The following is a 20434-nucleotide window of genomic DNA, read 5'->3' on the forward strand; positions in this document are numbered from 1 at the left end:
AAACTACTTCACCGCCACCGGATATGCATCAAGTTAAAATCGAAATGCTCTAGGCGCGCAGCCGCACCATCATCGCCGAAAGGGTGCGCTTCATCCAGTCGAAAGGCTCGCCCCCGGGTTGCCATTCGGGGAAATGCCCGTCGGCATACATGCGCGCGAGGCCATAGACCATGGCCCGGCAGCCGAGGATGACTGTGTCGACCTCCAGCCCCGGGGCCAGATCGCCCTGGTCGCGGGCGCGGGTAAGCAACTCGGCCATGCGCTGCCGGATCACCGCGTTCAACTGCACCGCCAGCACGGAGGATTCGAAGTCGATCAACTCGCGGTTGCTGATGACCTGGAAATGGGTCGGATTGTGGCGCACCCAGTTCAGATAGCCGATCCCGATCCGCTCGATCTGCGCCAGTGGATCGTCTTCCAGCGCCGGGTCCTGTGCCGCATTCACGGCTTCCAGCAGTCGCTCTATCGCCTGTTCAGCCACCGCCGTCATCAGCGCCGTCTTCGACTTGAAATGCCGGAAAGGCGCGCCGGCCGAGACGCCTGCGCGCTTGGCCACCTCGCGCACGGTCACGTTTTCGGCACCGATTTCCTCGATCAGCGTGATCGTCGTTTCGATCAGCACCGGCACGAGGTTGCCGTGGTGATAGGGCTTATGTTCTTCCGGCATTCCAGTCTCCTTGGCCCGGGACACTATGCAAAGGCCGGTTGCAGCACAATCCGAAGCCGTATATCCATAATGTAATCATTGATTACATTATGGATAGGACCGAATCATGATCGCCAGAATCGCCATGCTCACCTGTCTTCTGTTGCCTGCCTTGCCCGTCCTTGCCGACGAGGCCCCAAGCCTGGACATCGTCTGGCCCCCCGCCGGTGCCGAGATCCCCCTTGGCGACGATCCCGAGGGCCGGATCGGTGTGGTCGTGACCAGCAATTTCAGGCTGATGCCCGCCGGAAGCTGCGGCGAGGATGCGCGCTGCGGCCATGTCCACATGCGGATCGACCCCGAGGGCGACAGCTGCAATATCCCCGGCAAGACCTATAACAGCATGAACAGCGATTTCGGCGGCCCGCTGATCGTCGCCCGATTCGGTCATTGCAGCGAGCCGAAGGGGGCGCATGTCATCGGCATCCTGCTGGCCGACGACTTTCACCAGCCGATTCTGGTCGATGGCCAGCCGGTCACGGCGCTGGTCCCGGTCACCACGCGCTGATCGCTCTGCGCGCCGATACAAACGAAAAAACCCGCCATCGCTGGCGGGTTCAGGTTGCTGGCCCCGAAGGGCCGCCTCCGTCTCGATCAGCCCTGACGGGCCTTGAAGCGACGGTTGGTCTTGTTGATCACATAGATCCGGCCCTTGCGGCGCACCACCTGGCAATCGCGGTGGCGGCTCTTGAGCGAGCGGAGCGAGTTGCGAACCTTCATCGGTCTTCCCCTCATAGAAGCGCTCAAGCCAAGCGCCTGCAAACTGAAATACCCCCGGTCATAAGCCCGGGGGCGCGAAAAATGGTGGGCGGTACTGGGATCGAACCAGTGGCCACTACGATGTCAACGTAGTGCTCTACCGCTGAGCTAACCGCCCCTTGCCGTGCGATTCGGTCCCGGATGGGCGCCTTCTCGCTCGGTTCGGGGGTCTATATAGGCAGTCCCCGGGGGTTTCAAGACGGTTGGCGACAGAAAAGCGCATGGTTATAAACACGGGCAGAACAGTGCAGCGAACACGCGCCACCCGAGGGGGCCGGATGGAACAGCCAGCGACGATACGGGACGCCTTCAGCCACGATTTGCAGATGCCGGACCATTGGGCCAGCGGGGTGATCGTCTGTTCGCCGCATTCGGGTCGCGATTATCCCGACTGGTTCCTGACCGAGACCTGCCTTGACGTGCAGGCGCTGCGCTCCTCGGAAGATGCCTTCATGGACGAGCTGATCCAGCCGGCGCTGGAAGCCGGGGCGGTCACGCTGACCGCGCGGCTGCCGCGCAGCATCGTCGATCTCAATCGCGGCGCGTCTGAACTGGACCCCGAGGCGGTGGATTGCGGGCGCAGCCGGCCAACCACGCCGCGCGCCATCGCCGGGCTTGGGGTGATTCCCCGTGTTGTCTCGGGTGCCCGGCCGATCCGGCACGCGCCGATCCCGCTGGCCGAGGCGCAGCGTCGGATCGAAACCTATTGGCGCCCCTATCACGAGGCGCTGCGCGAGTTGATCGACGAGGCGCGGGCGCGCTTCGGCTGGGCCATTGTCATCGACATGCATTCGATGCCGCATGACGCCGTCGCCCATATGCTGCCGCCCCATCCCGAGGTCGTCATCGGCGACCGCCACGGCATCAGCTGCGCCGCCGTCCTGCGAGAGCGGGTTTGCGGCGTCTTCCGGCATCACGGTTTCCGGCTGCGGCTGAACGCGCCGTTTTCCGGCGCCTATGTCGCGTCTGCCTACGGTCGACCGACGCAGGGAGTGCATGTGCTTCAGGTCGAGATTGACCGTGCGCTCTATCTCGACCACCGCGAAATGGTGCCTTCGGAGGGCTATGCCAGGCTTCAGGTGCAGCTCGGTCAGGTGCTGCAAGAACTCGCCGGGCTTCGTCCCGATCACATCAGGGCCAAGGTCGCGGCGGAATAAGCAAGCAATCCGCGCATCGTGCCGCATTGCCGGAGCTGTAGCGCTACGGCCATGATAAAAGGCGGGGACATGCCCCGCCTTTTGTGGCTTTTCGTCCGCTGCCTTACTGCGCCGGTTTCGGGGCCGGCGCTTCGGCACCCAGGGCCTCGGCGGCATCGTTCATCGCACCATCGAGGGCCGATTTCAGGCTGTCCTCGACCTCTGCCTTGGCGTCGTCCAATGCGGCCTTGGCTTCGTCAGCCATGGCCTCGACCCCGGTTGCTGCGTCAGTGACGGCTTCCGGCGCTGCTTCGGCTTCGGGTGCTTCGGCTTCGGGTGCCTCTGTCTCGGCCGATGCGGGTTCAGCTTCTGCCGCAGGTGCCTCGGGTGCGGTTTCGGCTTCCGCCTCTTCGGCAGCGGCGGGGGCCGCGCCTTCGACCGGCAGCGCCGCTTCGTCGCCGGCGGGCAGGCGGATGGTCGCAGCCGGGTTCATGGCGAAGAAGTTCATCGGCATCAGGTGGATGGTCTTCCACTCGGTCGACATGACCGGCCAATCCTCGACCCGCGGGATGTGGTGGAAGCCCGCCGTGAACCAGCTGACGATATCGGCGTCATGCAGCGACTGGTCGTCCTCGACCCATTGCGCCAGCGTGTCCGAGCCGTCCGACTGCATCGCGAAGGTCCCACCGGCATAGCGCTGATCGGGGTCGTAGACCGTGTTCCACAGGCTGTATTCCAGATAGCGGTTGCGCTTGAAGGGCGGGTCGTTCTCGAAGTCGTAAGGCCCATAGGCGATGCTGCCATGGTGGATCATATAGGCCGGGTTATAGCCGAGCTGACCTTTCCTGCTTCCATTCATCACATGGAAGTAACGCGGCTTGAAGGCGCTGAACGTATAGCGGGCCTCAAGCTCGGAATGGGCCATCACCTCGTTCACCTGCCACATCGACTTGCGCGGCACGTCGGGCAGGTTTTCAGCCGGGACGATGTCCAGCGTTGAGGCCATGTTGGCGGGCTGGTCGATGTCGAAATCCAGCCGGAAGTTGAAGTAGTGATCGTGGTTCGGCGCCACCAGATGCGGCGCGATCAGGCTGCCGAATTTCGTGTCGGCTTCGGCGGTCGGATCGTCGATGCTGGTCGAGGCGACGCCCTTGACCGCATCGAGGCCCGAGGCACCGACCTTGATGTAGATGTCGCCGTTCTGCTTGAAACGATAGTCGATCAGATAGTCGTAATTGCCGACCTCGGAAGCGGAGCGGATGACCAGTTCAGTCTCTGGCCGGCCCTCTGCGGGAACGAACTTGTCGGGCCCCTGCTCGAAAACCTCGAAATGGCGCCAGGCCGGGTCGCCGATATCGCGCTCGAAGATGCAGATGGCGTCGGGGATCTCCATCGGGTTGCCGGCATCGTCATTGATCACGGCGGGCAGGAAGGTGGCGTAATCCGGGCAGTCGATATTCTTGCGCAGGGGCGTCAGGAACAGGCCGAACCCGTATTCGCCGCTGTCCATATAGGTGCGCCAGTACCAGCCCTCGGACGGGTCCATATAGGGCACGAAGACTTCCGAAAGATGCGCCTGATACAGCACCGAGCGCCATTCCTCGCCGTCGCGCACATCGACATTCGACAGCACGAGGCCCGGGCGCTTGCCGGTGCGCCAGCGGAAGCGCCAGATGTCCCAGTTCACCACGCCGTTCTCGACGGTGTAATTCGGCCCGCCCGGCTGCGAGAGCCGCGCCGCGTTGCTGGCCGGGCGCAGCGGCACGCGTTCGGCGATCTCGGCCTCGGTATAGCCCCAGTTATCCTCGGGTGCGGGGATGGCGCCGTGGTCGATCACCTCGGTGACGGTGCCGTTCTGCAGGTCAACCATGGCGTAAAGCCCTTCCAGGGGCTTTGCATACCAGTTGGACGACCCCGAGGGCGCCTTGTAGCAGGGCACCTTCATCAGACGGTTGCCCTCGTATTCCGGGGTCAGGAAATTGCCGGCGGTCAGCGGCAGGCAGAAGGCCTCCTCGGGTTTGACGCCGCGTGCCTCCAGTCCGGCGATCACGCGTTCATCCGACAGCGCGACCTCCATCGCCTTGGCGAATTCCCCATACATCACCATCGGCTGACCTGCGGTCGGGGCCGATTCCTCGACCGTGCCCTGGGTCAGGTTGACCAGGGCGCGCTTGAAGCCCTCGGGTGTGGCGAAGTCGACGGTGGCGCGGCGGTCGAGCGCGTCGCCCTCCTGCCAGGTCAGCACCTGTTCCTTCGGCGGTTCCTTCAACTCGATCAGCGGATAAAGCGTGGAATCGTCGGCCTCGCCCGCGCTGCGCAGGATTTCGGTTGCCTTGCGGATTTCCTCTCCGGTCAGCCCGTCGAGCGGGTGGGCCAGCGCGGCCGAGCCCATAAGGGCCGCGGCCAGCGTCAGGCCGGTTGTCAGCTTGTGTTTCATCTCATTCTCCCTGTCGTCGATCAGCGGATGATCGTTTTCACATTGGTGCATTCGCGCAGGCCGGCGGTGCCGAACTGGACGCCGATCCCGGATTGGCGGACGCCGCCGAAAGGCGCGTTGGGCTGGATCATCCCGTGCTTGTTGATCCAGACCGAGCCGGCGCTGATGCGGTCGGCCAGCTTGCGCGCGCGGTCCGCATCGCCCGACCAGACCGAGGCGCCGAGCCCGCATTTGTCGTCATTCGCGAGCGCGATCACGGCGTCTTCGTCGCGCCATTTGGTGACGCCGATGGCCGGGCCGAACTGTTCCAGGTCGTGCAGCTTCATCCCCGGTTCGACCCCGGTCAGGATCGTCGTGGGGAAGAACAGGTCATTGCCCGTTGGCACGCCGCCGGTGACCAGCCTGGCCCCCTTGTCGAGCGCGTCCTGCACGAAATCCTTGACGATATTGTACTGGTCACGGTTCTGGATCGGGCCGACGATACTGGATTCGTCCAGCCCGTCGCCCATCGGCATCGCCTTGGCCACGCCAGCGAGCGCCTCGACCACGGCGTCGTGCACGTCTTCGTGGACGTAAAGCCGCTTCAGCGCGGCGCAGGTCTGGCCGTTATTGATGAAGCAGCCCCAGAACAGCCCTTCGGCGATGGCGGCGGGGTCCACGTCGGGCAGCACGATGCCCGGATCGTTGCCGCCGAGTTCCAGCGTCACCCGCTTGATGTCCTTCGCCGCCGAGGCCATGACCCGCGAGCCGGTCGGGATCGAGCCGGTGAAGCTGATCTTGTCGATGCCCGGATGGGCGGTCATCAGCGGTCCCAGATCGCCTTCCGATGCCAGCGCCTGAACGACGCCGGGCGGCAGGGCCTCCTGCATGATCTCGACCAGTCGCAGGGTCGAAAGCGGCGTGTTCTCGGACGGTTTGATGATGACGCAATTGCCGGCGAGGATGGTCGGGATAATGTGCCAGATGCCGATCAGCACCGGCCAGTTCCACGGCGTGATCGCGCCCACCACGCCGATCGGGACATGGTGCAGCTCGACCCGGCCTTCCTCGTTATCCTGCAGGATCTCGGGTTCCAGCGTGAGGCTGGCGGTATAGCCGGTCCAGGCCTGACAGCCGCCGATCTCGAAGCGGGCACCGACGCCGTTCAGGGGCTTGCCCTGCTCGGTCGACAGAAGCGTTGCAAGCTCCTCGGCATTCTCGCCGATCAGTGCGGCGATCTTGTTGCAGGCCGCCTGCCGGTCGGCCCAGGGCGTGGCGGCCCAGCCCGGAAAGGCCTTGCGGGCGGCGGCTGCGGCGCGGTCGAGCGCCTCGGCATTGGCACCCAGCGCGCGGCCCGCGACGGCCCCGGTCGAAGGGTTGATGACATCGAAACCGGCGCCGGCCTCGTCGCGGGCGCCGTCGATGATATTCGGATAGGTCTTGGTCATGTGTTCCTCCCCGCAGGACTCATCGTGCTGCGTCTCCTCTGACTTTCAGGCTAGGCGCGGGGCCGGGGGCCGTCTTGGCGAATCGCGACAGGGCGCGTCAGGCGGTGCGGCGATACTGGCCCGGTGTGCAGCCATGCAGATTACGGAAATCGCGGGTGAAGCGCGAGATGTCGGGGAAGCCCGCCTGCTCGGCACAGGCGGTGACGGTCATTTCAGGGCAGAGGCGCAGGAGGTTGCGCACAGTTTCCATTCGCCGCGCGGCGATGGCGGTCGAGGCGGTGCTGCCTTCCGCCGAGAAGGCGCGCTGCAACTGCCGCAGAGAGACGCCCAGCATCGCGGCGAGGCCGGCGGGCGTCAGCGCCGGATCGCCGGCGCGGCGGGCGATCAGATCCTGCGCGGCGGCGGTCAGGGCAAGATCGGGCGCGTTCATGTTGCGCAGGGCTATGGCCAGTAGATCGGCAAGCTCGTCCGGTTGCCCGGCCAGCCGGCCAAGCGCGCGGGCCACGGCCCGGCCCATGATCGAGGCGCCGGGCAGGTGCAATCCTGCGCCCGCGCTTTGTCCGAAAGCCTCTGCCAAGGGGCGGCGCGGCAAATGCAATGAGGCCTGCAAGGAAGCGTCATCATAGCGGAAAAGCGATGCCCGCGTCGAACTGGCCAGGAAGAAGTCGCCCGCCGCAAGCACGACCCGTTGGCCGCGTTGCTCCATCCGGGCCGAACCGGCCAGCTGGCGGATCAGGAAATAATGGGGCGCATGGTCGCGGCGGGCGTCGCGTTCGTCACGCTCGATGGCGCGGGCATTGGTTGCAACCCGGACGAGGTCCAGCCCGCCGAAACGACCGGCCGTGACCGAACCGGCGGGTCGCGGCGCTTTATGCACATGAAAGGCGCCGCAAACCGCCTGCAAATCCTGCTGGAAGCGGCGCGGATCGGCGCCTTGCAGTTCCAATGCGGTTTCTGACACGGCATATCCCTACGGAATATATTTCGAACTCAAAATATATTATTCGTTCCGACGATTCGGTCAAGCCTTGCGTCGGTGCCGTGCAAAATGTCCCATATGCAGCGCCGATAATTCGTTCTAATGAAGAAATTGAGGGAGGACATAACCGTCAAAGGCGGGCCTTCCCAATACGAGTGAACGAATAAACGGGGAGGTCAATATGAACCGTATCGTAACCGCCGGCCTGGCGGCCATCATTTCGCTTGGTCTGGGCGCGGGTGCCTGGGCACAGGATATCACCATCAAGTTCAGCCATGTGGTCGCGCCCGACACGCCGAAGGGCAAGGGCGCCGAGAAGTTCAAGGAACTGGCCGAGCAATATACCGAAGGCAAGGTGAAGGTCGAAATCTACCCGAACAGCCAGCTCTACAAGGACAAGGAAGAGCTGGAGGCCCTTCAGCTTGGCGCCGTGCATATGCTCGCGCCCTCGCTGGCCAAGTTCGGCCCGCTCGGCATCCAGGATTTCGAGGCTTTCGACCTGCCCTATATCTTCGACGGCTATGACGCGCTGCGCAAGGTGACCGATGGCGATGTCGGCAAGGCAATGCTGGCCAAGCTGGAAGACAAGGGCATCAAGGGCCTGGCCTATTGGGATAACGGCTTCAAGATCATGTCGGCGAACTCGCCGCTGATCGAGCCGGACGATTTCCTTGGCCTGAAGATGCGCATCCAGTCCTCGAAAGTGCTGGAAGCCGAAATGAACGCCCTTGGCGCGGTGCCGCAGGTTATGGCCTTCTCTGAAGTCTATCAGGGTCTGCAGACCGGCGTCGTCGACGGCACCGAGAACCCGCCCTCGAACATGTATACCCAGAAGATGAACGAGGTGCAGAAGCACGCCACGCTGTCGAACCACGGCTATCTGGGTTACGCGGTGATCGTGAACAAGGAATTCTGGGACGGCCTGCCGGAAGACGTGCGCGGCCAGCTTGAGCAGGCCATGGCCGAGGCGACCACCTATGCCAACGGCATCGCCAAGGACGAGAACGACAAGGCCCTGCAGGCGATGATGGATGCCGGCACGACCGAGTTCCACGAGATGACCGACGAGGAAAAGGCCGCCTGGAAAGAGGTGCTGCTGCCGGTCCGCGAGGAAATGGCCGATCGTATCGGGGCCGACCTGATCGCCCAGATCGAAGCGGCGACCGCCAACTGATCGGTGAAGGGGCCGGGCAGGCAATGCCCGGCCCCTTCCAACCAGAATCATAACAAGTGACATGACAGGGGGGACGCGATGCGGTTTCTGGACCGTTTCGAAGAGATTTTCATCATCCTGCTGATGGCCGCCGCGACGATCCTGATCTTCGTCTCGGTCACTCAGCGATACGCGCTCGACATGACCGCTGACCTGGTTCGCGCCAGCCGCGGCTGGGGGATCGAGTGGCTCAGCAACGGGGCACGCTCGTTCTATTCCTGGATGCGCGGACTGAATCTGGTCTGGGCGCAGGAGGCCTGCATCTACCTTTTCGTCTGGATGGCGAAATTCGGTGCGGCTTACGGCGTGCGGATCGGCATCCATGTCGGCGTCGACATCCTGTCGGAACGGCTTGAGGGCACGGCGAAGAAGGTCGTGACCACCATCGCCATGTCGGGCGGCATCATCTTCACCGCCATCGTCGCCTGGTTCGGCGCCGATTTCGTCTATCACGTCTACCTGAACGGGCAGACCTCGCCGGATCTCGAAATCAAGATGTGGGTCGTCTATCTCGCTGTGCCGCTGGGTTCGGCGCTGATGTGCTTCCGCTTCATCCAGGCGCTCTACTGGTATCTGACCACCGGCTATATCGCTCATCACGACATCAGCTCCGTCGAGGGTGTCGAGGAAGAGGCCGAAGTCGCCTCGGAGGGCAAGGCATGACCGCGCTCATCATCTTCCTGATCCTATCGGTGCTGCTAATCACCGGCATGCCGGTGTCGATCGCGCTTGGCCTGACCGTCTTCACCTTCCTGTTCGGCTTCACCGAAATCCCGATGGACAGCATCGCGCTGAAGCTGTTCACCGGCATCGAGAAGTTCGAGATCATGGCGATCCCGTTCTTCATCCTGGCCGGCAATTTCCTGACCCATGGCGGGGTGGCGCGACGGATGATCCGCTTCGCGACCTCGATGGTGGGGCATTGGTATGGCGGCATGGGCATGGCCGCGGTCTTCGCCTGCGCGCTGTTCGCGGCGATCTCGGGGTCTTCGCCGGCGACGGTGATGGCCGTGGGTTCGATTCTGATCCCGGCCATGGTCAAGCAGGGCTATCCGCCGCAGTTCGGCGTCGGTTCCATCGCCACGGCCGGCGGGCTGGGCATCCTGATCCCGCCTTCGATCGTCATGGTCATGTATTCGGTGGCCACCACCGGCATGGTGGTGACCGGCCCCGAGGGCGAGACGGTGCTGTCGGCCTCGATCGGGGCGCTGTTCATGGCCGGGGTGATCCCGGGCCTGATGCTGGCGACGATGCTGGGGGTCACGACCTATTGGCGGGCGCGGGCGAACAACTATCCGCGCATGGACAAGGCCAGTTGGGGCGAGCGCTGGCGCGCCTTCCGCGAATCGGTCTGGGGGCTGATGCTGATCGTCATCATCATGGGCGGCATCTATGGCGGCTTCTTCACCCCGACCGAGGCCGCGGCCGTCAGTGCCGTCTATGCCTTCGTGATCGCGGTCTGGGTCTACAAGGACATCACGCTGCGCGAGGTGCCCAAGGTCCTGCTGCAATCGGCGGCGATGTCGGCGATGCTGCTTTACATCATCACCAACGCGGTGATGTTCGCCTTCATCCTGACCTCGGAACAGATCCCGCAATCGCTGTCGGCCTGGATCGTCGATCTCGGGCTTGGCAAAGTCGGCTTCCTGATGGTCGTCAACGTCATGCTGCTGTTCATCGGCATGGTGATGGAGCCGTCGGCCATCGTGCTGATCATGGCGCCGATCCTTTATCCGGTGGCGGTCAAGCTGGGCGTCGATCCGGTGCATTTCGGGATCATGATGGTCGTCAACATGGAGATCGGGCTGTGCACGCCGCCGGTCGGGCTGAACCTTTATGTGGGTTCGGCCATCTCGCGGCTGGGCCTGACCGAGGTCAGCAAATCGGCGCTGCCCTGGCTGCTGACGGCGCTGACCTTCCTGCTTCTGGTCACCTATATCCCGGAAATCTCGCTGTTCCTGCCGCGATTGCTGGGGATGTAGCGCCGGGCTGTTGGAAAACGGATCGGGCCGCCCTTCGGGGCGGCCCTTTTCACATGTTCAGCGCCGCGCGCATCGCCGGATAATCCGGCGCGCGCAGGTCGCAGATGTCGAATTCCGGTGCCGCGACCTCGGGTCCGATCCCGGCGGTGAACAGCCCCGCGCCCCTGGCCGAGCGGACGCCGGCAATGGCATCCTCGAAGACGATCACCGCTTCGGGCGGCAGGCCAAGCGTCTTCACCGTGACCTCATAGGGCATCGGGTCGGGCTTGCGGCGCGGCAGCGGATCGGCCGAGACGATCACCTCGACCACGTCCAGCACGCCGATCTGTTCCAGGGCGTCGCGAATCAGCCGCTCCGGCGAAGAAGAGCAGAGCGCGATCCGCAAGCCGCGCCCGTGCAATTCGCGCAGGAAATCCGCCGCACCCGGGATCGGCCTGCGCAACGAGGGCATCCAGGCATCGACGGCGGCAAACACCTCCTCCTCGATGGCGCGGGCGGCTTCGGGGGTGGCGGGTTCGAAGACCTGGGCCACCAGCTCATCCATGCTGCGCCCGACGCTGGCGAGGATCTGGGCTTCGCTGATCCGGCACCCGTGACGGGCGGCTACGGCGTGCTTCGCGGCCTCCCAGGCGGGTTCGCTGTCGACCAGAGTTCCGTCGAGATCGAAGATGGCCGCGCGAAAGCGGGTCAGGTTGATCGGTGATCCTTCGTGCATTCGTATTCCTTCGCCAGCGTTCCAGACCGTAGGAGTCATCGCATGATGCGCAAGCGCGTCAAGCCGATCACTGCGCAGGCCGTCAAGAAACGGAGGCCTGCAGCTTTGAGCGGATTTGCGCTATACTAATGGAGAGGGAGTCCATCACTGAGGACATTTCAATGCATTCTGAAAGAGTAATACAGGTCAGACAACCTCGGATCACCGATCTTGAGGCTCTGCCCTCGTTTCCTCTTAACCACATCGTCCACAAGTATAACCATATCGTCCACGCCCGGCTGCGTTCGACCGAAGTGTCGACCTTGCAGATGCGTATCATCGTGACGCTGCATACCTATGGGCGCCTGACTGTCAGCGAACTTTGCGGTTATGCCATTGCCGAGCAGCCGACGATGAGCCGTGCTCTCGACAGCCTGGAGACTCAGGGGTTGGTGCGCCGCGAGATGAGCGATGCCGATAGCAGGCTGCGGTTGGTGAGCCTGACCGAAGGCGGGGTTGCGGCACACGCCCGCATACGTCCGGTTGTGATCGGGATAAATGACGCCATGACGGCCGGCTTTGATGAAAGCCAGCGCGCGACGCTGTTGCGTCAGCTTGGGATGCTATTGACCAATCTGGAGCAGCTTTAATTCAGCCCCGGTCCCGGCCGTCGCGGGAAGGCGGCTGCTAGCTCAGTTCGGCCAGAATCGCCTGCGCGGCGGCGCGCGGATCGGGGGATTGCCAGATCGGACGACCGACGACGATGTGATCCGCGCCTGCGGCAATCGCGGCGGCTGGTGTTTCGACCCGCTTCTGATCGCCAAGTGCTGCGCCGGCGGGTCGCACGCCCGGGGTCACGATCAGCCGGCCAGCCGATTCGGGCAGGGCGCGGATCGCCGCCGCTTCGCGCGGGCTGGCAATGACGCCATCGGCGCCGGCCTCGAAGGCGCGGGCGGCGCGTTCGACGGTCAGTTCGTGCAGATCGCCGGGACGGATCATCGCCGCGTCCAGATCGGCCCGGTCGAGCGAGGTCAGCACCGTCACGCCCAGTATCTTCATCCCCGACCCTGCCGCGCCTTCCTTGGCCGCGCGCACCACATGCGGATCGCCATGCACGGTCAGGAAATCCAGATCGCATTGCGCCAACCCGCGCACCGCCGCCTCGACGGTGGCGCCGATATCGAACAGTTTCATGTCGAGGAAGATCTTCTTGCCGTGCTGGTCCTTCAACTCCTGTGCCAGCGCAAGCCCGCCGCCGGTCAGCATCCCCAGCCCGATCTTGTAGAAGGAAACCGCGTCACCGATGCGCTCGGCCAGCTCCAGCCCTGCCAGCGCATTGCCGACATCCAGTGCCACGATCAGCCTGTCATCCATCACCCTTTTCCTCTGCCCGGTTTCGCTTGAACTTCGTGCCACGCCTCTTAGGTTATGGCCGCAGGTCGAATAGCGGAGAAGACGATGCCAGACCAGTTGATTACCGAGTTTCTTGGCCAGAACGCCAGTTTTTTCCTGATTGCCGTCGTCATTTTCGTCATGGTGATGATGGCGGTGCGCATCGTGCCGCAATCCGAAAAATATGTGGTCGAGCGCTTTGGCCGGTTGCGCGCCGTGCTGGGGCCGGGGATCAACTTCATTTTCCCGTTCATCGACCGCGTGCGCCACAAGATTTCCATTCTGGAACGCCAGCTTCCGACCTCCAGCCAGGATGCGATCACCGCCGATAACGTGCTGGTGCAGGTCGAAACCAGCGTCTTCTATCGCATTCTCGAACCGGAAAAGACCGTCTACCGGATCCGCGATATCGACGGTGCCATTGCCACAACCGTGGCCGGGATCGTCCGTTCCGAGATCGGCCAGATGGAGTTGGACCAGGTCCAGTCGAACCGCGCGCAGCTGATCCAGCGGGTGAAGGAATCGGTTGCCAATGCCGTTGACGACTGGGGCGTCGAAGTGACCCGGGCCGAGATCCTCGATGTCAATCTGGACGACGCCACCCGCGCCGCGATGTTGCAGCAGTTGAATGCAGAACGCGCCCGTCGCGCCCAGGTCACCGAGGCCGAGGGCAAGCGCCGCGCGGTCGAACTGGCCGCCGATGGCGATCTTTATGCCGCCGAGCAGCAGGCCAAGGCCAAGCGCATTCTGGCCGAAGCCGAGGCTTTCGCGACCACCGCGATTTCCGAGGCCATTGCCAAGGGCGGGCTGGAAGCGGCGCAATATCAGGTGGCGATGAAGCAGGTCGATGCGCTGGCGACGATCGGGCAGGGCTCGGGCAAGCAGACCATCGTGCTGCCGGCCAATGCCGTCGAGGCGCTTGGCGATGCCTTCCGGATGCTGCAGGGGCGGCCGAAATCATGATCTGGGAAAGCGGCTGGACCTGGCTGATCATTGCCGCCGTGCTGGCGGTGCTGGAACTGCTGGCGCCGGCTTATGTCTTTCTCGGCATCGCGATATCCTGCGCCGTGGTGGGGCTTGGCCTGTTGGCGGGCATCGCCTCGCCCGGGCTGCCGCTTCTGCTGGTCGTCGTCGCGGCCCTGTCGGGCGTGGCCTGGCTGGCGCTGCGCCGGGTGGTCGGCGTGCGCCACGGGCAGGTGCGGATCTGGGATCGCGACATCAACGACGACTGAACTGCGCCCGTTCATGTCCTGATCACTCGGGCGGCGGCGCTTGCGCCTATGCTTGTCTTGCTGGCCTGTCCGCAGCGAATGTCGACCGATCCGGCGCATCCGAGGAACCCTCGTCGAGGTTTCTGAGAATGCGCAACAAGCCACTCTGCCAAGGCGGCTCGCGGCTATTGCAAGACGTCAATCCGATTACCAGATGATACCCGAGACCCGGCCCGCGCCGTGCCATTTCGGGCGTCGCATTTCCGGGGGCTGAGAAGGAGATGTCCATGGATATGGAAAAATTTACCGAGCGTTCGCGCGGGTTCATGCAGGCCGCGCAGACCGTTGCCATCCGCGAGGAAAATCAGCGAGTGGTGCCGGAGCACCTGCTGAAGGCCCTGATGGATGACGATCAGGGATTTGCCACCAATCTGATCACGAAATCCGGCGGCGATGCGCGCGCCGTGCGTCAGGCCACCGATGCCGCCGTGGCCAAGCTGCCGAAAGTGTCGGGCGGCGACGGACAGGTCTATGTCGACCCCTCGCTGGTGCGCGTGCTGGACGAGGCGCAGAAGCTGGCCCAGAAGGCCGGCGACAGTTTCGTGCCGGCCGAGCGCCTGCTGACCGCGCTTGCCATCGTCAACACCAATGCCCGCGATGCCTTGCAGGCCGGCGGCGTCAACGCGCAATCGCTGAACAGCGCCATCAACGACATTCGCAAGGGCCGCACCGCCGACAGCGCCAGTGCCGAGGACAGCTATGAGGCGTTGCAGAAATACGCGCGCAACCTGACCGAGGCCGCCGCCGCCGGCAAGATCGACCCGATCATCGGCCGGGACGAGGAAATCCGCCGCGCCATGCAGGTGCTGTCGCGCCGGACCAAGAACAACCCGGTGCTGATCGGTGAACCCGGCGTCGGCAAGACCGCCATTGCCGAGGGTCTGGCGCTGCGCATCGTCAATGGCGACGTGCCGGAATCTCTGCGCAACAAGCAGCTTTGGGCGCTCGACATGGGGGCGCTGATCGCCGGGGCGAAATATCGCGGCGAATTCGAAGAACGGCTGAAGTCGATCCTGAAGGAAATCGAAAGCGCCGCCGGCGAGGTGATCCTGTTCATCGACGAACTGCACACCCTGGTCGGTGCCGGCAAGACCGATGGCGCCATGGATGCCGCCAACCTGATCAAGCCGGCGCTTGCGCGTGGCGAATTGCATTGCGTCGGTGCCACCACGCTGGACGAATACCGCAAGTATATCGAGAAGGACGCGGCCCTTGCCCGCCGCTTCCAGCCGGTGCTGGTCGAACAGCCGACGGTCGAGGATACGATCTCGATCCTGCGCGGCATCAAGGAGAAATACGAGCTTCACCACGGCGTGCGCATCTCGGACGCGGCGCTTGTCGCGGCGGCGGAACTGTCGAACCGCTATATCACCGACCGTTTCCTGCCCGACAAGGCCATCGACCTGGTCGATGAGGCCGCCAGCCGCCTGCGGATGGAGGTCGATTCGAAACCCGAGGAATTGGACCAGCTCGACCGCCAGATCCTGCAGATGCAGATCGAGGCCGAGGCGCTGAAGAAGGAAGACGACGCGGCCTCGAAAGACCGGCTGGAGCGGCTGGAAAAGGAACTGGCCGATCTCAGCGACAGGGCCCATGCCATGACCGCCCGCTGGCAGGCCGAGCGCGACAAGCTGGAAGGCTCGCGCGGGTTGAAGGAGCAGCTGGACAAGGCGAGGGCCGAGTTGGATCAGGCCAAGCGCGAAGGCAATCTCGCCCGCGCCGGAGAACTGTCCTATGGCATTATCCCCGGCCTTGAAAAGCAGTTGACCGAGGCCGACGAGGCCGGCGCCGATGGCGACGGCATGATGGTCGAGGAAACCGTCCGCCCCGAGCAGATCGCCGAGGTGGTCGAACGCTGGACCGGCATTCCGACCAGCAAGATGCTGGAAGGCGAGCGCGAGAAGCTGATGCAGATGGAGGAGATCCTCGGCAAGCGGGTGATCGGCCAGAACGAGGCCGTGACCGCGATCTCGAAATCGGTGCGCCGCGCGCGGGCCGGGCTGAACGACGAGAACCGCCCGCTTGGCAGCTTCCTGTTCCTCGGCCCGACCGGCGTCGGCAAGACCGAACTGACCAAGGCCATGGCCGAATACATGTTCGACGATCAGGACGCGATGGTCCGCATCGACATGTCCGAGTTCATGGAGAAGCACTCGGTCGCGCGGCTGATCGGTGCCCCGCCCGGCTATGTCGGCTATGACGAGGGCGGCGTCCTGACCGAGGCGGTGCGGCGCCGGCCTTATTCGGTGGTGCTGTTCGACGAGGTCGAGAAGGCGCATCCGGACGTGTTCAACGTGCTGTTGCAGGTTCTGGACGACGGTCAGTTGACCGACGGGCAGGGTCGCAAGGTCAGCTTCAAGAATACGCTGATCGTGCTGACCTCGAACCTGGGCAGCCATGCGCTGTCCTCGCTGCCGGACGATGCCGATTCGACCGTCGCGCGCAAGGAGGTGATGGAGGCGGTGCGGGCGCATTTCCGCCCCGAATTCCTGAACCGGCTGGATGAGATCATCATCTTCCGTCGCCTGACCCGCGACAATATGGACGGCATCGTCAGGATCCAGCTTGCCCTGCTGGAGGCGCGTCTGGCCAATCGCAAGATCACTCTGGAGGTGGACGGCAAGGCGCTGCACTGGCTCGGCGAGGAAGGCTACGATCCGGTCTATGGCGCCCGCCCGCTGAAGCGGGTGATCCAGCGTGCGCTGCAGGATCCGCTGGCCGAATTGCTGCTGTCGGGCGAGGTTCTGGACGGGCAGGTGGTCAAGGTGACCGCCGACGATCAGGGCCTGCGGATCGGCGACCGCATCGGCACGGCCGGCAACAAGCTGGGGGCCGTGGGCGAAGGTCCGAAGGACGCGACGGTTCACTGAGTTTGACATCTGCCCGGGATCGAACCCCCGCCAGAAATGGCGGGGGTTTTCGTATTTCAGCCTATCAGTGCCATCAGAAAGCTGCCTGCTGCGGCCAAGGATGCCGCGCTGCGGACAGGGTGCCCATCACGCCGCCTGCCGCCAGATTCCGCTGTTGGCGACCCGGGCCGTAAAATCGGCGAAATTGCGGGCGGGGCGGCCAAGGGCCTGTTCGATGCCTTCGGTCGTGGCGATGTTCCGGCCGTCCAGAACCTCGGTGAACAACTCTCCCAGCAGGTCGATGACCGGCCCCGGCAGATAGGGGGCGAGGTCGGCGCGGAACTCGGTCAGGCCAATCCGGCGATAGGCGATATCGCGTCCGGTGGCGCGGGCGATTTCAGCCACGGCCTCGGCGAAGGTCAGGGCGCGCGGACCGGTCACTTCGAATACTCGGCCCTGCAGATGCGGGGCGGTCAGGGTCGCGACGGCGACATCGGCGATGTCGTCGGCATCCACGAAAGGCTCTGGCACATCGCCGGCGGGCAGGGCCAGAAGACCAGCGCGGATGCCCTCGACAAAGGCACCTTCCGAGAAATTCTGCATGAACCAGCTGGCCCGGACGACATTCCAGCCGATGCCGGATGCGATCAACGCCTGTTCGGCACGCTGTGCGCCCGGCTCTCCCCGCCCGGACAGCAGGACCATATGGGCAACGCCTTCGCGCATGGCGATGCGGGCCAGCTCGGCAATGGCATCTGCCGCGCCGTCCACCGCCAGGTCCGGCTGGAAGGTGACATAGGCCTGCCTCGCGCCGGCAAGTGCTGCCCCCCATGTCGCAGGACGGTCCCAGTCGAAGGGAATCGGTGTCGAACGCGAGGCCGCACGCACAGGCTTCCCCCGCACCGCCAGCCCTTCCGCCACGCGGGCGCCGGTCTTGCCGGCCCCGCCGATGATCACGGTCGTATCGGTCATGTTCTCCTCCATCATAATACGAGTGATTCTCGTATTTGACTAAAGCGATAACATCTCGTATTTGTCGAGTCAACGATGAGGAAAGCGATGAACGAACAGGTGACCCCGCGCCTCGTGCCGGTGCAGAAGCGCAGCCGCGCGCGGTTCGAGGCGATTCTAGCTTGCGCCGAAGAGTTGCTGCTGGAGAAAGGCTCGGATTCCTTCAGGATGAGCGATATCGTCGCCCGGGCCGGGGTGCCGCACGGCTCGCTCTATCAGTATTTTCCCGACAAGACGGCGGTGATTGCGACCCTCGCCGAACGGTTGAACGAAGCCGGTCGCGAATGTGTTGCCGCTGAACTGGCGTTGATCGCGGCGCCGACCGATCTGGGTGCTGCCTTGTGCCGCGTGGCCGATGGCTATTACCAGATGTACCGCGAGGTGCCAGTCATGCACCCGGTCTGGCAGGCGACGCAGGCCGACCGGGCGCTGCAACGGCTGGACGCCGCAGAATCTGCCCTGCTGGCAAATATGCTTGCGGAACGGCTGTCCGGCCTGGTCGATGCCCCTGCAGGGCGGCTTGCCGCATTCTCGCGGCTACAGATCACCCAGATCTGCGCCGTCGTGCGCGAAGCGATCGGCTTGCCGGATGCCGAAGCGGCCGAACTGCTGGCGCAATACCGTGCGCAATTGATGTCCGATCTGCTGCTGGCCCCTCTCCAAAGGGCGTAAACGCTTTTGTGACAACTCTTTTCTTGGTCGCAAGCCCTATTGTCAGGCATGATGGGCCGGCGAACAGGAGGAGGTTGCGATGAAGCTCGGATGGTCGGATGTCACCCCGGAACATGTCTGGTTGAGCCGGCGCGGCTTCATGGCCGGGGCGGCAGCACTTGCCGCGACGCCTTCCTTTGCGCTGAGCGGCAGGCCCTCGCCGCTGTCGACGGATGAAAAGCCGAACAGCTTCGAGGAGATCACCAATTACAACAATTTCTACGAATTCGGCTTCGACAAGAAGGACCCGGCGCGTTACGCCGCCGCGCTGACGACCGATCCATGGTCGGTCGAGATCGGCGGCATGGTCGAGCGCTCCGGCAGCTATGGGGTCGAGGACCTCGCCCCCGAGAACGCGCTGGAGGAACGCATCTACCGGCTGCGCTGCGTCGAGGCCTGGTCGATGGTGATCCCCTGGCTCGGCGTGCCGTTGGCCGGAGTGCTGGAGCGGGCCGGCGTTCAACCCGGTGCAAAATACGTCGCATTCGAAACGCTTCTGCGCCCCGAGGAGATGCGGGCCCAGAAAAGCCGTGGCATCGACTGGCCCTATCGCGAGGGGCTGCGCCTCGACGAGGCGATGCACCCGCTGACGATCCTGGCCACCGGACTTTACGACAAGCCGATGCCGAACCAGAACGGCGCGCCGATCCGCTTGGTGGTGCCGTGGAAATACGGCTTCAAGTCGATCAAATCGGTGGTGAAGATCACCCTGACCGACAAGCAGCCCGCAACCAGCTGGAACAGGCTGCAGCCGGACGAATACGGTTTCTATGCCAATGTGAACCCGCAGGTGGATCACCCCCGCTGGAGCCAGGCGAGCGAAAGGCGAATCGGTGCCGGGCTTCTGGGCGGGCGCGAGGAAACGCCGATGTTCAACGGCTATGCCGAGCAGGTGGCGGATCTTTACGCCGGGATGGACCTCGCGAAGAACTATTGATGCAATCGGTTAACGCCTTCCTGCGCCGAATCCCCGAATGGGCCGTCTGGCTTCTGGGCGGCCTGCCGCTGCTTCTGCTTGGCTATGACACGCTGACCGGCCAGCTTGGCGTCGACCCGGTCCGCGATATCGAGCATCGGCTGGGGCGCACCGCGCTTTATTTCCTGATCGCGTCGCTCGCGGTTTCGCCTGCGCGGCGGCTGTTTCGCCTGAACGCAACCCATCTGCGCCGCGCGCTTGGGCTGTTGTGCTTCAGCTATGCCTCCCTGCACCTGGCCGCCTGGGTGGTCTTCGACATGGGCCTGCTCTGGCCGCAAATGCTGCGCGACGTGATCAAGCGCCCCTATCTGATCTTCGGCATGGCGAGCTTCGTGATTCTGATTCTTCTCGCCATCACCTCGAACCGAATCTCGATTCGGCGACTCGGTCGCGGCTGGGGACGGCTTCACAAACTGGTCTATCCGGCGGCAGTTCTGGCCAGCCTGCACTGGCTTTGGGCATTGAAGCTGTGGACCGCATGGCCGCTGTTCTGCGCCGGGACCATCCTGCTGCTGCTGTCGCTGCGTGTGTTGCCGCTGCTGCGAATGACGCAAAAATTATACATTAATAACAATACGATGTAAGTTTTCTAACTTTTTTCTGACAATCGCTATTGCGCCCGCCGAACCACCGGCCTAGATACCGCCTCACCGAAACGGCGACGCCGGATCGGACGGGGCCCAGACGGGGCGCGGAAGAAAAAGTCGAGAAACGCTCTTGACGGCTTTGGAAGCGATCACTAGATAGGGCTTCTGCTTCGGAAACGGGGCACAATCTGGAAGCAGCGGCTTTGACGGCGCCGAGGGTATTGGCGCGGTTGGGGTTTGTTTGTTTCCCTGCTATTTGACATTGTTGCGTATACTTGAAGAGATATGCGGGCGGTTTGGTCTT

General features: G+C 63.9%; 20 protein-coding genes and 1 tRNA gene. 12 read left to right on the top strand and 9 right to left on the bottom strand.

What is annotated here, in order from left to right:
• Positions 1-49: 49 nt before the first annotated feature.
• On the bottom strand, positions 50-667 hold the full coding sequence (locus Q0330_RS10805; protein WP_299478628.1) for a TetR/AcrR family transcriptional regulator: 618 nt from the start codon (positions 665-667) through the stop codon (positions 50-52).
• A gap of 106 nt (positions 668-773) precedes the next feature.
• Here Q0330_RS10805 and Q0330_RS10810 point away from each other — a divergent pair, with 106 nt between their 5' ends.
• Positions 774-1214, top strand: a complete 441-nt coding sequence (locus tag Q0330_RS10810; protein WP_299478631.1) for a hypothetical protein — start codon at positions 774-776, stop codon at positions 1212-1214.
• Between the two features lie 86 nt (positions 1215-1300).
• Here the strand turns inward: Q0330_RS10810 and ykgO are convergent, their stop codons facing one another.
• Both ykgO and Q0330_RS10820 read right to left on the bottom strand, forming a co-directional pair.
• A complete protein-coding gene (gene ykgO / locus Q0330_RS10815) occupies positions 1301-1426 on the bottom strand; it encodes a type B 50S ribosomal protein L36 (RefSeq protein WP_042245282.1) in 126 nt (41 codons plus the stop codon).
• Between the two features lie 82 nt (positions 1427-1508).
• Positions 1509-1583, bottom strand: a tRNA-Val gene (locus tag Q0330_RS10820).
• Between the two features lie 160 nt (positions 1584-1743).
• Between Q0330_RS10820 and Q0330_RS10825 the strand changes: the two genes are divergently transcribed.
• A complete protein-coding gene (locus Q0330_RS10825) occupies positions 1744-2622 on the top strand; it encodes an N-formylglutamate amidohydrolase (RefSeq protein WP_299478635.1) in 879 nt (292 codons plus the stop codon).
• A 103-nt stretch (positions 2623-2725) separates the two neighbouring features.
• On the opposite strand, the gene Q0330_RS10830 is transcribed toward Q0330_RS10825, so the two are convergent.
• The 3 genes from Q0330_RS10830 to Q0330_RS10840 form a co-directional block, all read right to left on the bottom strand.
• Positions 2726-5038 (bottom strand): tyramine oxidase, encoded by a 2313-nt coding sequence (locus Q0330_RS10830; protein ID WP_299478638.1) that lies wholly within the window; start codon positions 5036-5038, stop codon positions 2726-2728.
• Positions 5039-5058: 20 nt separating this feature from the next.
• Positions 5059-6465: an aldehyde dehydrogenase family protein gene (locus Q0330_RS10835; protein WP_299478641.1), complete on the bottom strand. Its 1407-nt coding sequence runs from the start codon at positions 6463-6465 to the stop codon at positions 5059-5061.
• A 97-nt stretch (positions 6466-6562) separates the two neighbouring features.
• Positions 6563-7426 (bottom strand): helix-turn-helix domain-containing protein, encoded by an 864-nt coding sequence (locus Q0330_RS10840; RefSeq protein ID WP_299478644.1) that lies wholly within the window; start codon positions 7424-7426, stop codon positions 6563-6565.
• A gap of 199 nt (positions 7427-7625) precedes the next feature.
• On the opposite strand from Q0330_RS10840, the gene Q0330_RS10845 reads away from it, so the two are divergent.
• The 3 genes from Q0330_RS10845 (at position 7626) to Q0330_RS10855 (ending at position 10639) form a co-directional block, all read left to right on the top strand.
• On the top strand, positions 7626-8618 hold the full coding sequence (locus Q0330_RS10845) for a TRAP transporter substrate-binding protein (protein ID WP_299478647.1): 993 nt from the start codon (positions 7626-7628) through the stop codon (positions 8616-8618).
• A gap of 78 nt (positions 8619-8696) precedes the next feature.
• Positions 8697-9320, top strand: a complete 624-nt coding sequence (locus Q0330_RS10850; RefSeq protein WP_299478650.1) for a TRAP transporter small permease — start codon at positions 8697-8699, stop codon at positions 9318-9320.
• Positions 9317-10639, top strand: a complete 1323-nt coding sequence (locus Q0330_RS10855) for a TRAP transporter large permease subunit (protein WP_299478653.1) — start codon at positions 9317-9319, stop codon at positions 10637-10639. Before Q0330_RS10850 ends, Q0330_RS10855 begins: the two co-directional genes overlap by 4 nt.
• A 49-nt stretch (positions 10640-10688) precedes the next feature.
• On the opposite strand, the gene Q0330_RS10860 is transcribed toward Q0330_RS10855, so the two are convergent.
• A complete protein-coding gene (locus Q0330_RS10860) occupies positions 10689-11354 on the bottom strand; it encodes an HAD family phosphatase (RefSeq protein ID WP_299478656.1) in 666 nt (221 codons plus the stop codon).
• A gap of 161 nt (positions 11355-11515) precedes the next feature.
• Between Q0330_RS10860 and Q0330_RS10865 the strand changes: the two genes are divergently transcribed.
• Positions 11516-11983: a MarR family transcriptional regulator gene (locus Q0330_RS10865; RefSeq protein WP_299478659.1), complete on the top strand. Its 468-nt coding sequence runs from the start codon at positions 11516-11518 to the stop codon at positions 11981-11983.
• A gap of 37 nt (positions 11984-12020) precedes the next feature.
• Here the strand turns inward: Q0330_RS10865 and pyrF are convergent, their stop codons facing one another.
• Positions 12021-12707, bottom strand: coding sequence for an orotidine-5'-phosphate decarboxylase (pyrF, locus tag Q0330_RS10870; protein WP_299478662.1), 687 nt, complete (start codon positions 12705-12707; stop codon positions 12021-12023).
• 84 nt (positions 12708-12791) lie between these two features.
• Between pyrF and Q0330_RS10875 the strand changes: the two genes are divergently transcribed.
• The 3 genes from Q0330_RS10875 (at position 12792) to clpB (ending at position 16866) form a co-directional block, all read left to right on the top strand.
• Complete coding sequence (locus tag Q0330_RS10875) at positions 12792-13688, top strand: SPFH domain-containing protein (RefSeq protein WP_299478665.1); 897 nt, start codon at positions 12792-12794, stop codon at positions 13686-13688.
• The gene (locus tag Q0330_RS10880; protein ID WP_299478669.1) at positions 13685-13957 is read left to right on the top strand and encodes a hypothetical protein; all 273 of its coding nucleotides are present in this window, start codon (positions 13685-13687) and stop codon (positions 13955-13957) included. The genes Q0330_RS10875 and Q0330_RS10880 overlap by 4 nt, the downstream gene beginning before the upstream one ends.
• Before the next feature lie 266 nt (positions 13958-14223).
• Positions 14224-16866, top strand: a complete 2643-nt coding sequence (gene clpB / locus Q0330_RS10885) for an ATP-dependent chaperone ClpB (protein WP_299478672.1) — start codon at positions 14224-14226, stop codon at positions 16864-16866.
• Between the two features lie 126 nt (positions 16867-16992).
• Here clpB and Q0330_RS10890 read toward each other — a convergent pair whose 3' ends face one another.
• Entirely contained in the window at positions 16993-17817 is an 825-nt protein-coding gene (locus Q0330_RS10890; RefSeq protein ID WP_299478675.1) for an NmrA family transcriptional regulator, read from the bottom strand.
• A gap of 87 nt (positions 17818-17904) precedes the next feature.
• On the opposite strand from Q0330_RS10890, the gene Q0330_RS10895 reads away from it, so the two are divergent.
• The 3 genes from Q0330_RS10895 (at position 17905) to Q0330_RS10905 (ending at position 20127) form a co-directional block, all read left to right on the top strand.
• On the top strand, positions 17905-18528 hold the full coding sequence (locus Q0330_RS10895; RefSeq protein ID WP_299478678.1) for a TetR/AcrR family transcriptional regulator: 624 nt from the start codon (positions 17905-17907) through the stop codon (positions 18526-18528).
• Positions 18529-18607: 79 nt separating this feature from the next.
• Positions 18608-19504 carry a protein-methionine-sulfoxide reductase catalytic subunit MsrP gene (gene msrP / locus Q0330_RS10900; RefSeq protein WP_299478681.1) on the top strand — a complete coding sequence of 299 codons (897 nt, stop codon included), beginning with the start codon at positions 18608-18610 and terminating at the stop codon, positions 19502-19504.
• Positions 19504-20127 (top strand): protein-methionine-sulfoxide reductase heme-binding subunit MsrQ, encoded by a 624-nt coding sequence (locus Q0330_RS10905; RefSeq protein WP_299478684.1) that lies wholly within the window; start codon positions 19504-19506, stop codon positions 20125-20127. Before msrP ends, Q0330_RS10905 begins: the two co-directional genes overlap by 1 nt.
• Positions 20128-20434 lie beyond the last annotated feature (307 nt).

The sequence above is a fragment of the uncultured Paracoccus sp. genome (assembly GCF_937873615.1).
Classification (GTDB): Bacteria; Pseudomonadota; Alphaproteobacteria; order Rhodobacterales; family Rhodobacteraceae; genus Paracoccus.

Bases quoted from the DNA above. Each gene is read 5' to 3' on its own strand.
- Q0330_RS10805 (WP_299478628.1), bottom strand. From the start codon at position 667: ATGCCGGAAGAACATAAGCCCTATCACCACGGCAACCTCGTGCCGGTG.
- Q0330_RS10810 (WP_299478631.1), top strand. From the start codon at position 774: ATGATCGCCAGAATCGCCATGCTCACCTGTCTTCTGTTGCCTGCCTTG.
- ykgO (WP_042245282.1), bottom strand. From the start codon at position 1,426: ATGAAGGTTCGCAACTCGCTCCGCTCGCTCAAGAGCCGCCACCGCGAT.
- Q0330_RS10825 (WP_299478635.1), top strand. From the start codon at position 1,744: ATGGAACAGCCAGCGACGATACGGGACGCCTTCAGCCACGATTTGCAG.
- Q0330_RS10830 (WP_299478638.1), bottom strand. From the start codon at position 5,038: ATGAAACACAAGCTGACAACCGGCCTGACGCTGGCCGCGGCCCTTATG.
- Q0330_RS10835 (WP_299478641.1), bottom strand. From the start codon at position 6,465: ATGACCAAGACCTATCCGAATATCATCGACGGCGCCCGCGACGAGGCC.
- Q0330_RS10845 (WP_299478647.1), top strand. From the start codon at position 7,626: ATGAACCGTATCGTAACCGCCGGCCTGGCGGCCATCATTTCGCTTGGT.
- Q0330_RS10850 (WP_299478650.1), top strand. From the start codon at position 8,697: ATGCGGTTTCTGGACCGTTTCGAAGAGATTTTCATCATCCTGCTGATG.
- Q0330_RS10855 (WP_299478653.1), top strand. From the start codon at position 9,317: ATGACCGCGCTCATCATCTTCCTGATCCTATCGGTGCTGCTAATCACC.
- Q0330_RS10860 (WP_299478656.1), bottom strand. From the start codon at position 11,354: ATGCACGAAGGATCACCGATCAACCTGACCCGCTTTCGCGCGGCCATC.
- Q0330_RS10865 (WP_299478659.1), top strand. From the start codon at position 11,516: ATGCATTCTGAAAGAGTAATACAGGTCAGACAACCTCGGATCACCGAT.
- pyrF (WP_299478662.1), bottom strand. From the start codon at position 12,707: ATGGATGACAGGCTGATCGTGGCACTGGATGTCGGCAATGCGCTGGCA.
- Q0330_RS10875 (WP_299478665.1), top strand. From the start codon at position 12,792: ATGCCAGACCAGTTGATTACCGAGTTTCTTGGCCAGAACGCCAGTTTT.
- Q0330_RS10880 (WP_299478669.1), top strand. From the start codon at position 13,685: ATGATCTGGGAAAGCGGCTGGACCTGGCTGATCATTGCCGCCGTGCTG.
- clpB (WP_299478672.1), top strand. From the start codon at position 14,224: ATGGATATGGAAAAATTTACCGAGCGTTCGCGCGGGTTCATGCAGGCC.
- Q0330_RS10890 (WP_299478675.1), bottom strand. From the start codon at position 17,817: ATGACCGATACGACCGTGATCATCGGCGGGGCCGGCAAGACCGGCGCC.
- Q0330_RS10895 (WP_299478678.1), top strand. From the start codon at position 17,905: ATGAACGAACAGGTGACCCCGCGCCTCGTGCCGGTGCAGAAGCGCAGC.
- msrP (WP_299478681.1), top strand. From the start codon at position 18,608: ATGAAGCTCGGATGGTCGGATGTCACCCCGGAACATGTCTGGTTGAGC.
- Q0330_RS10905 (WP_299478684.1), top strand. From the start codon at position 19,504: ATGCAATCGGTTAACGCCTTCCTGCGCCGAATCCCCGAATGGGCCGTC.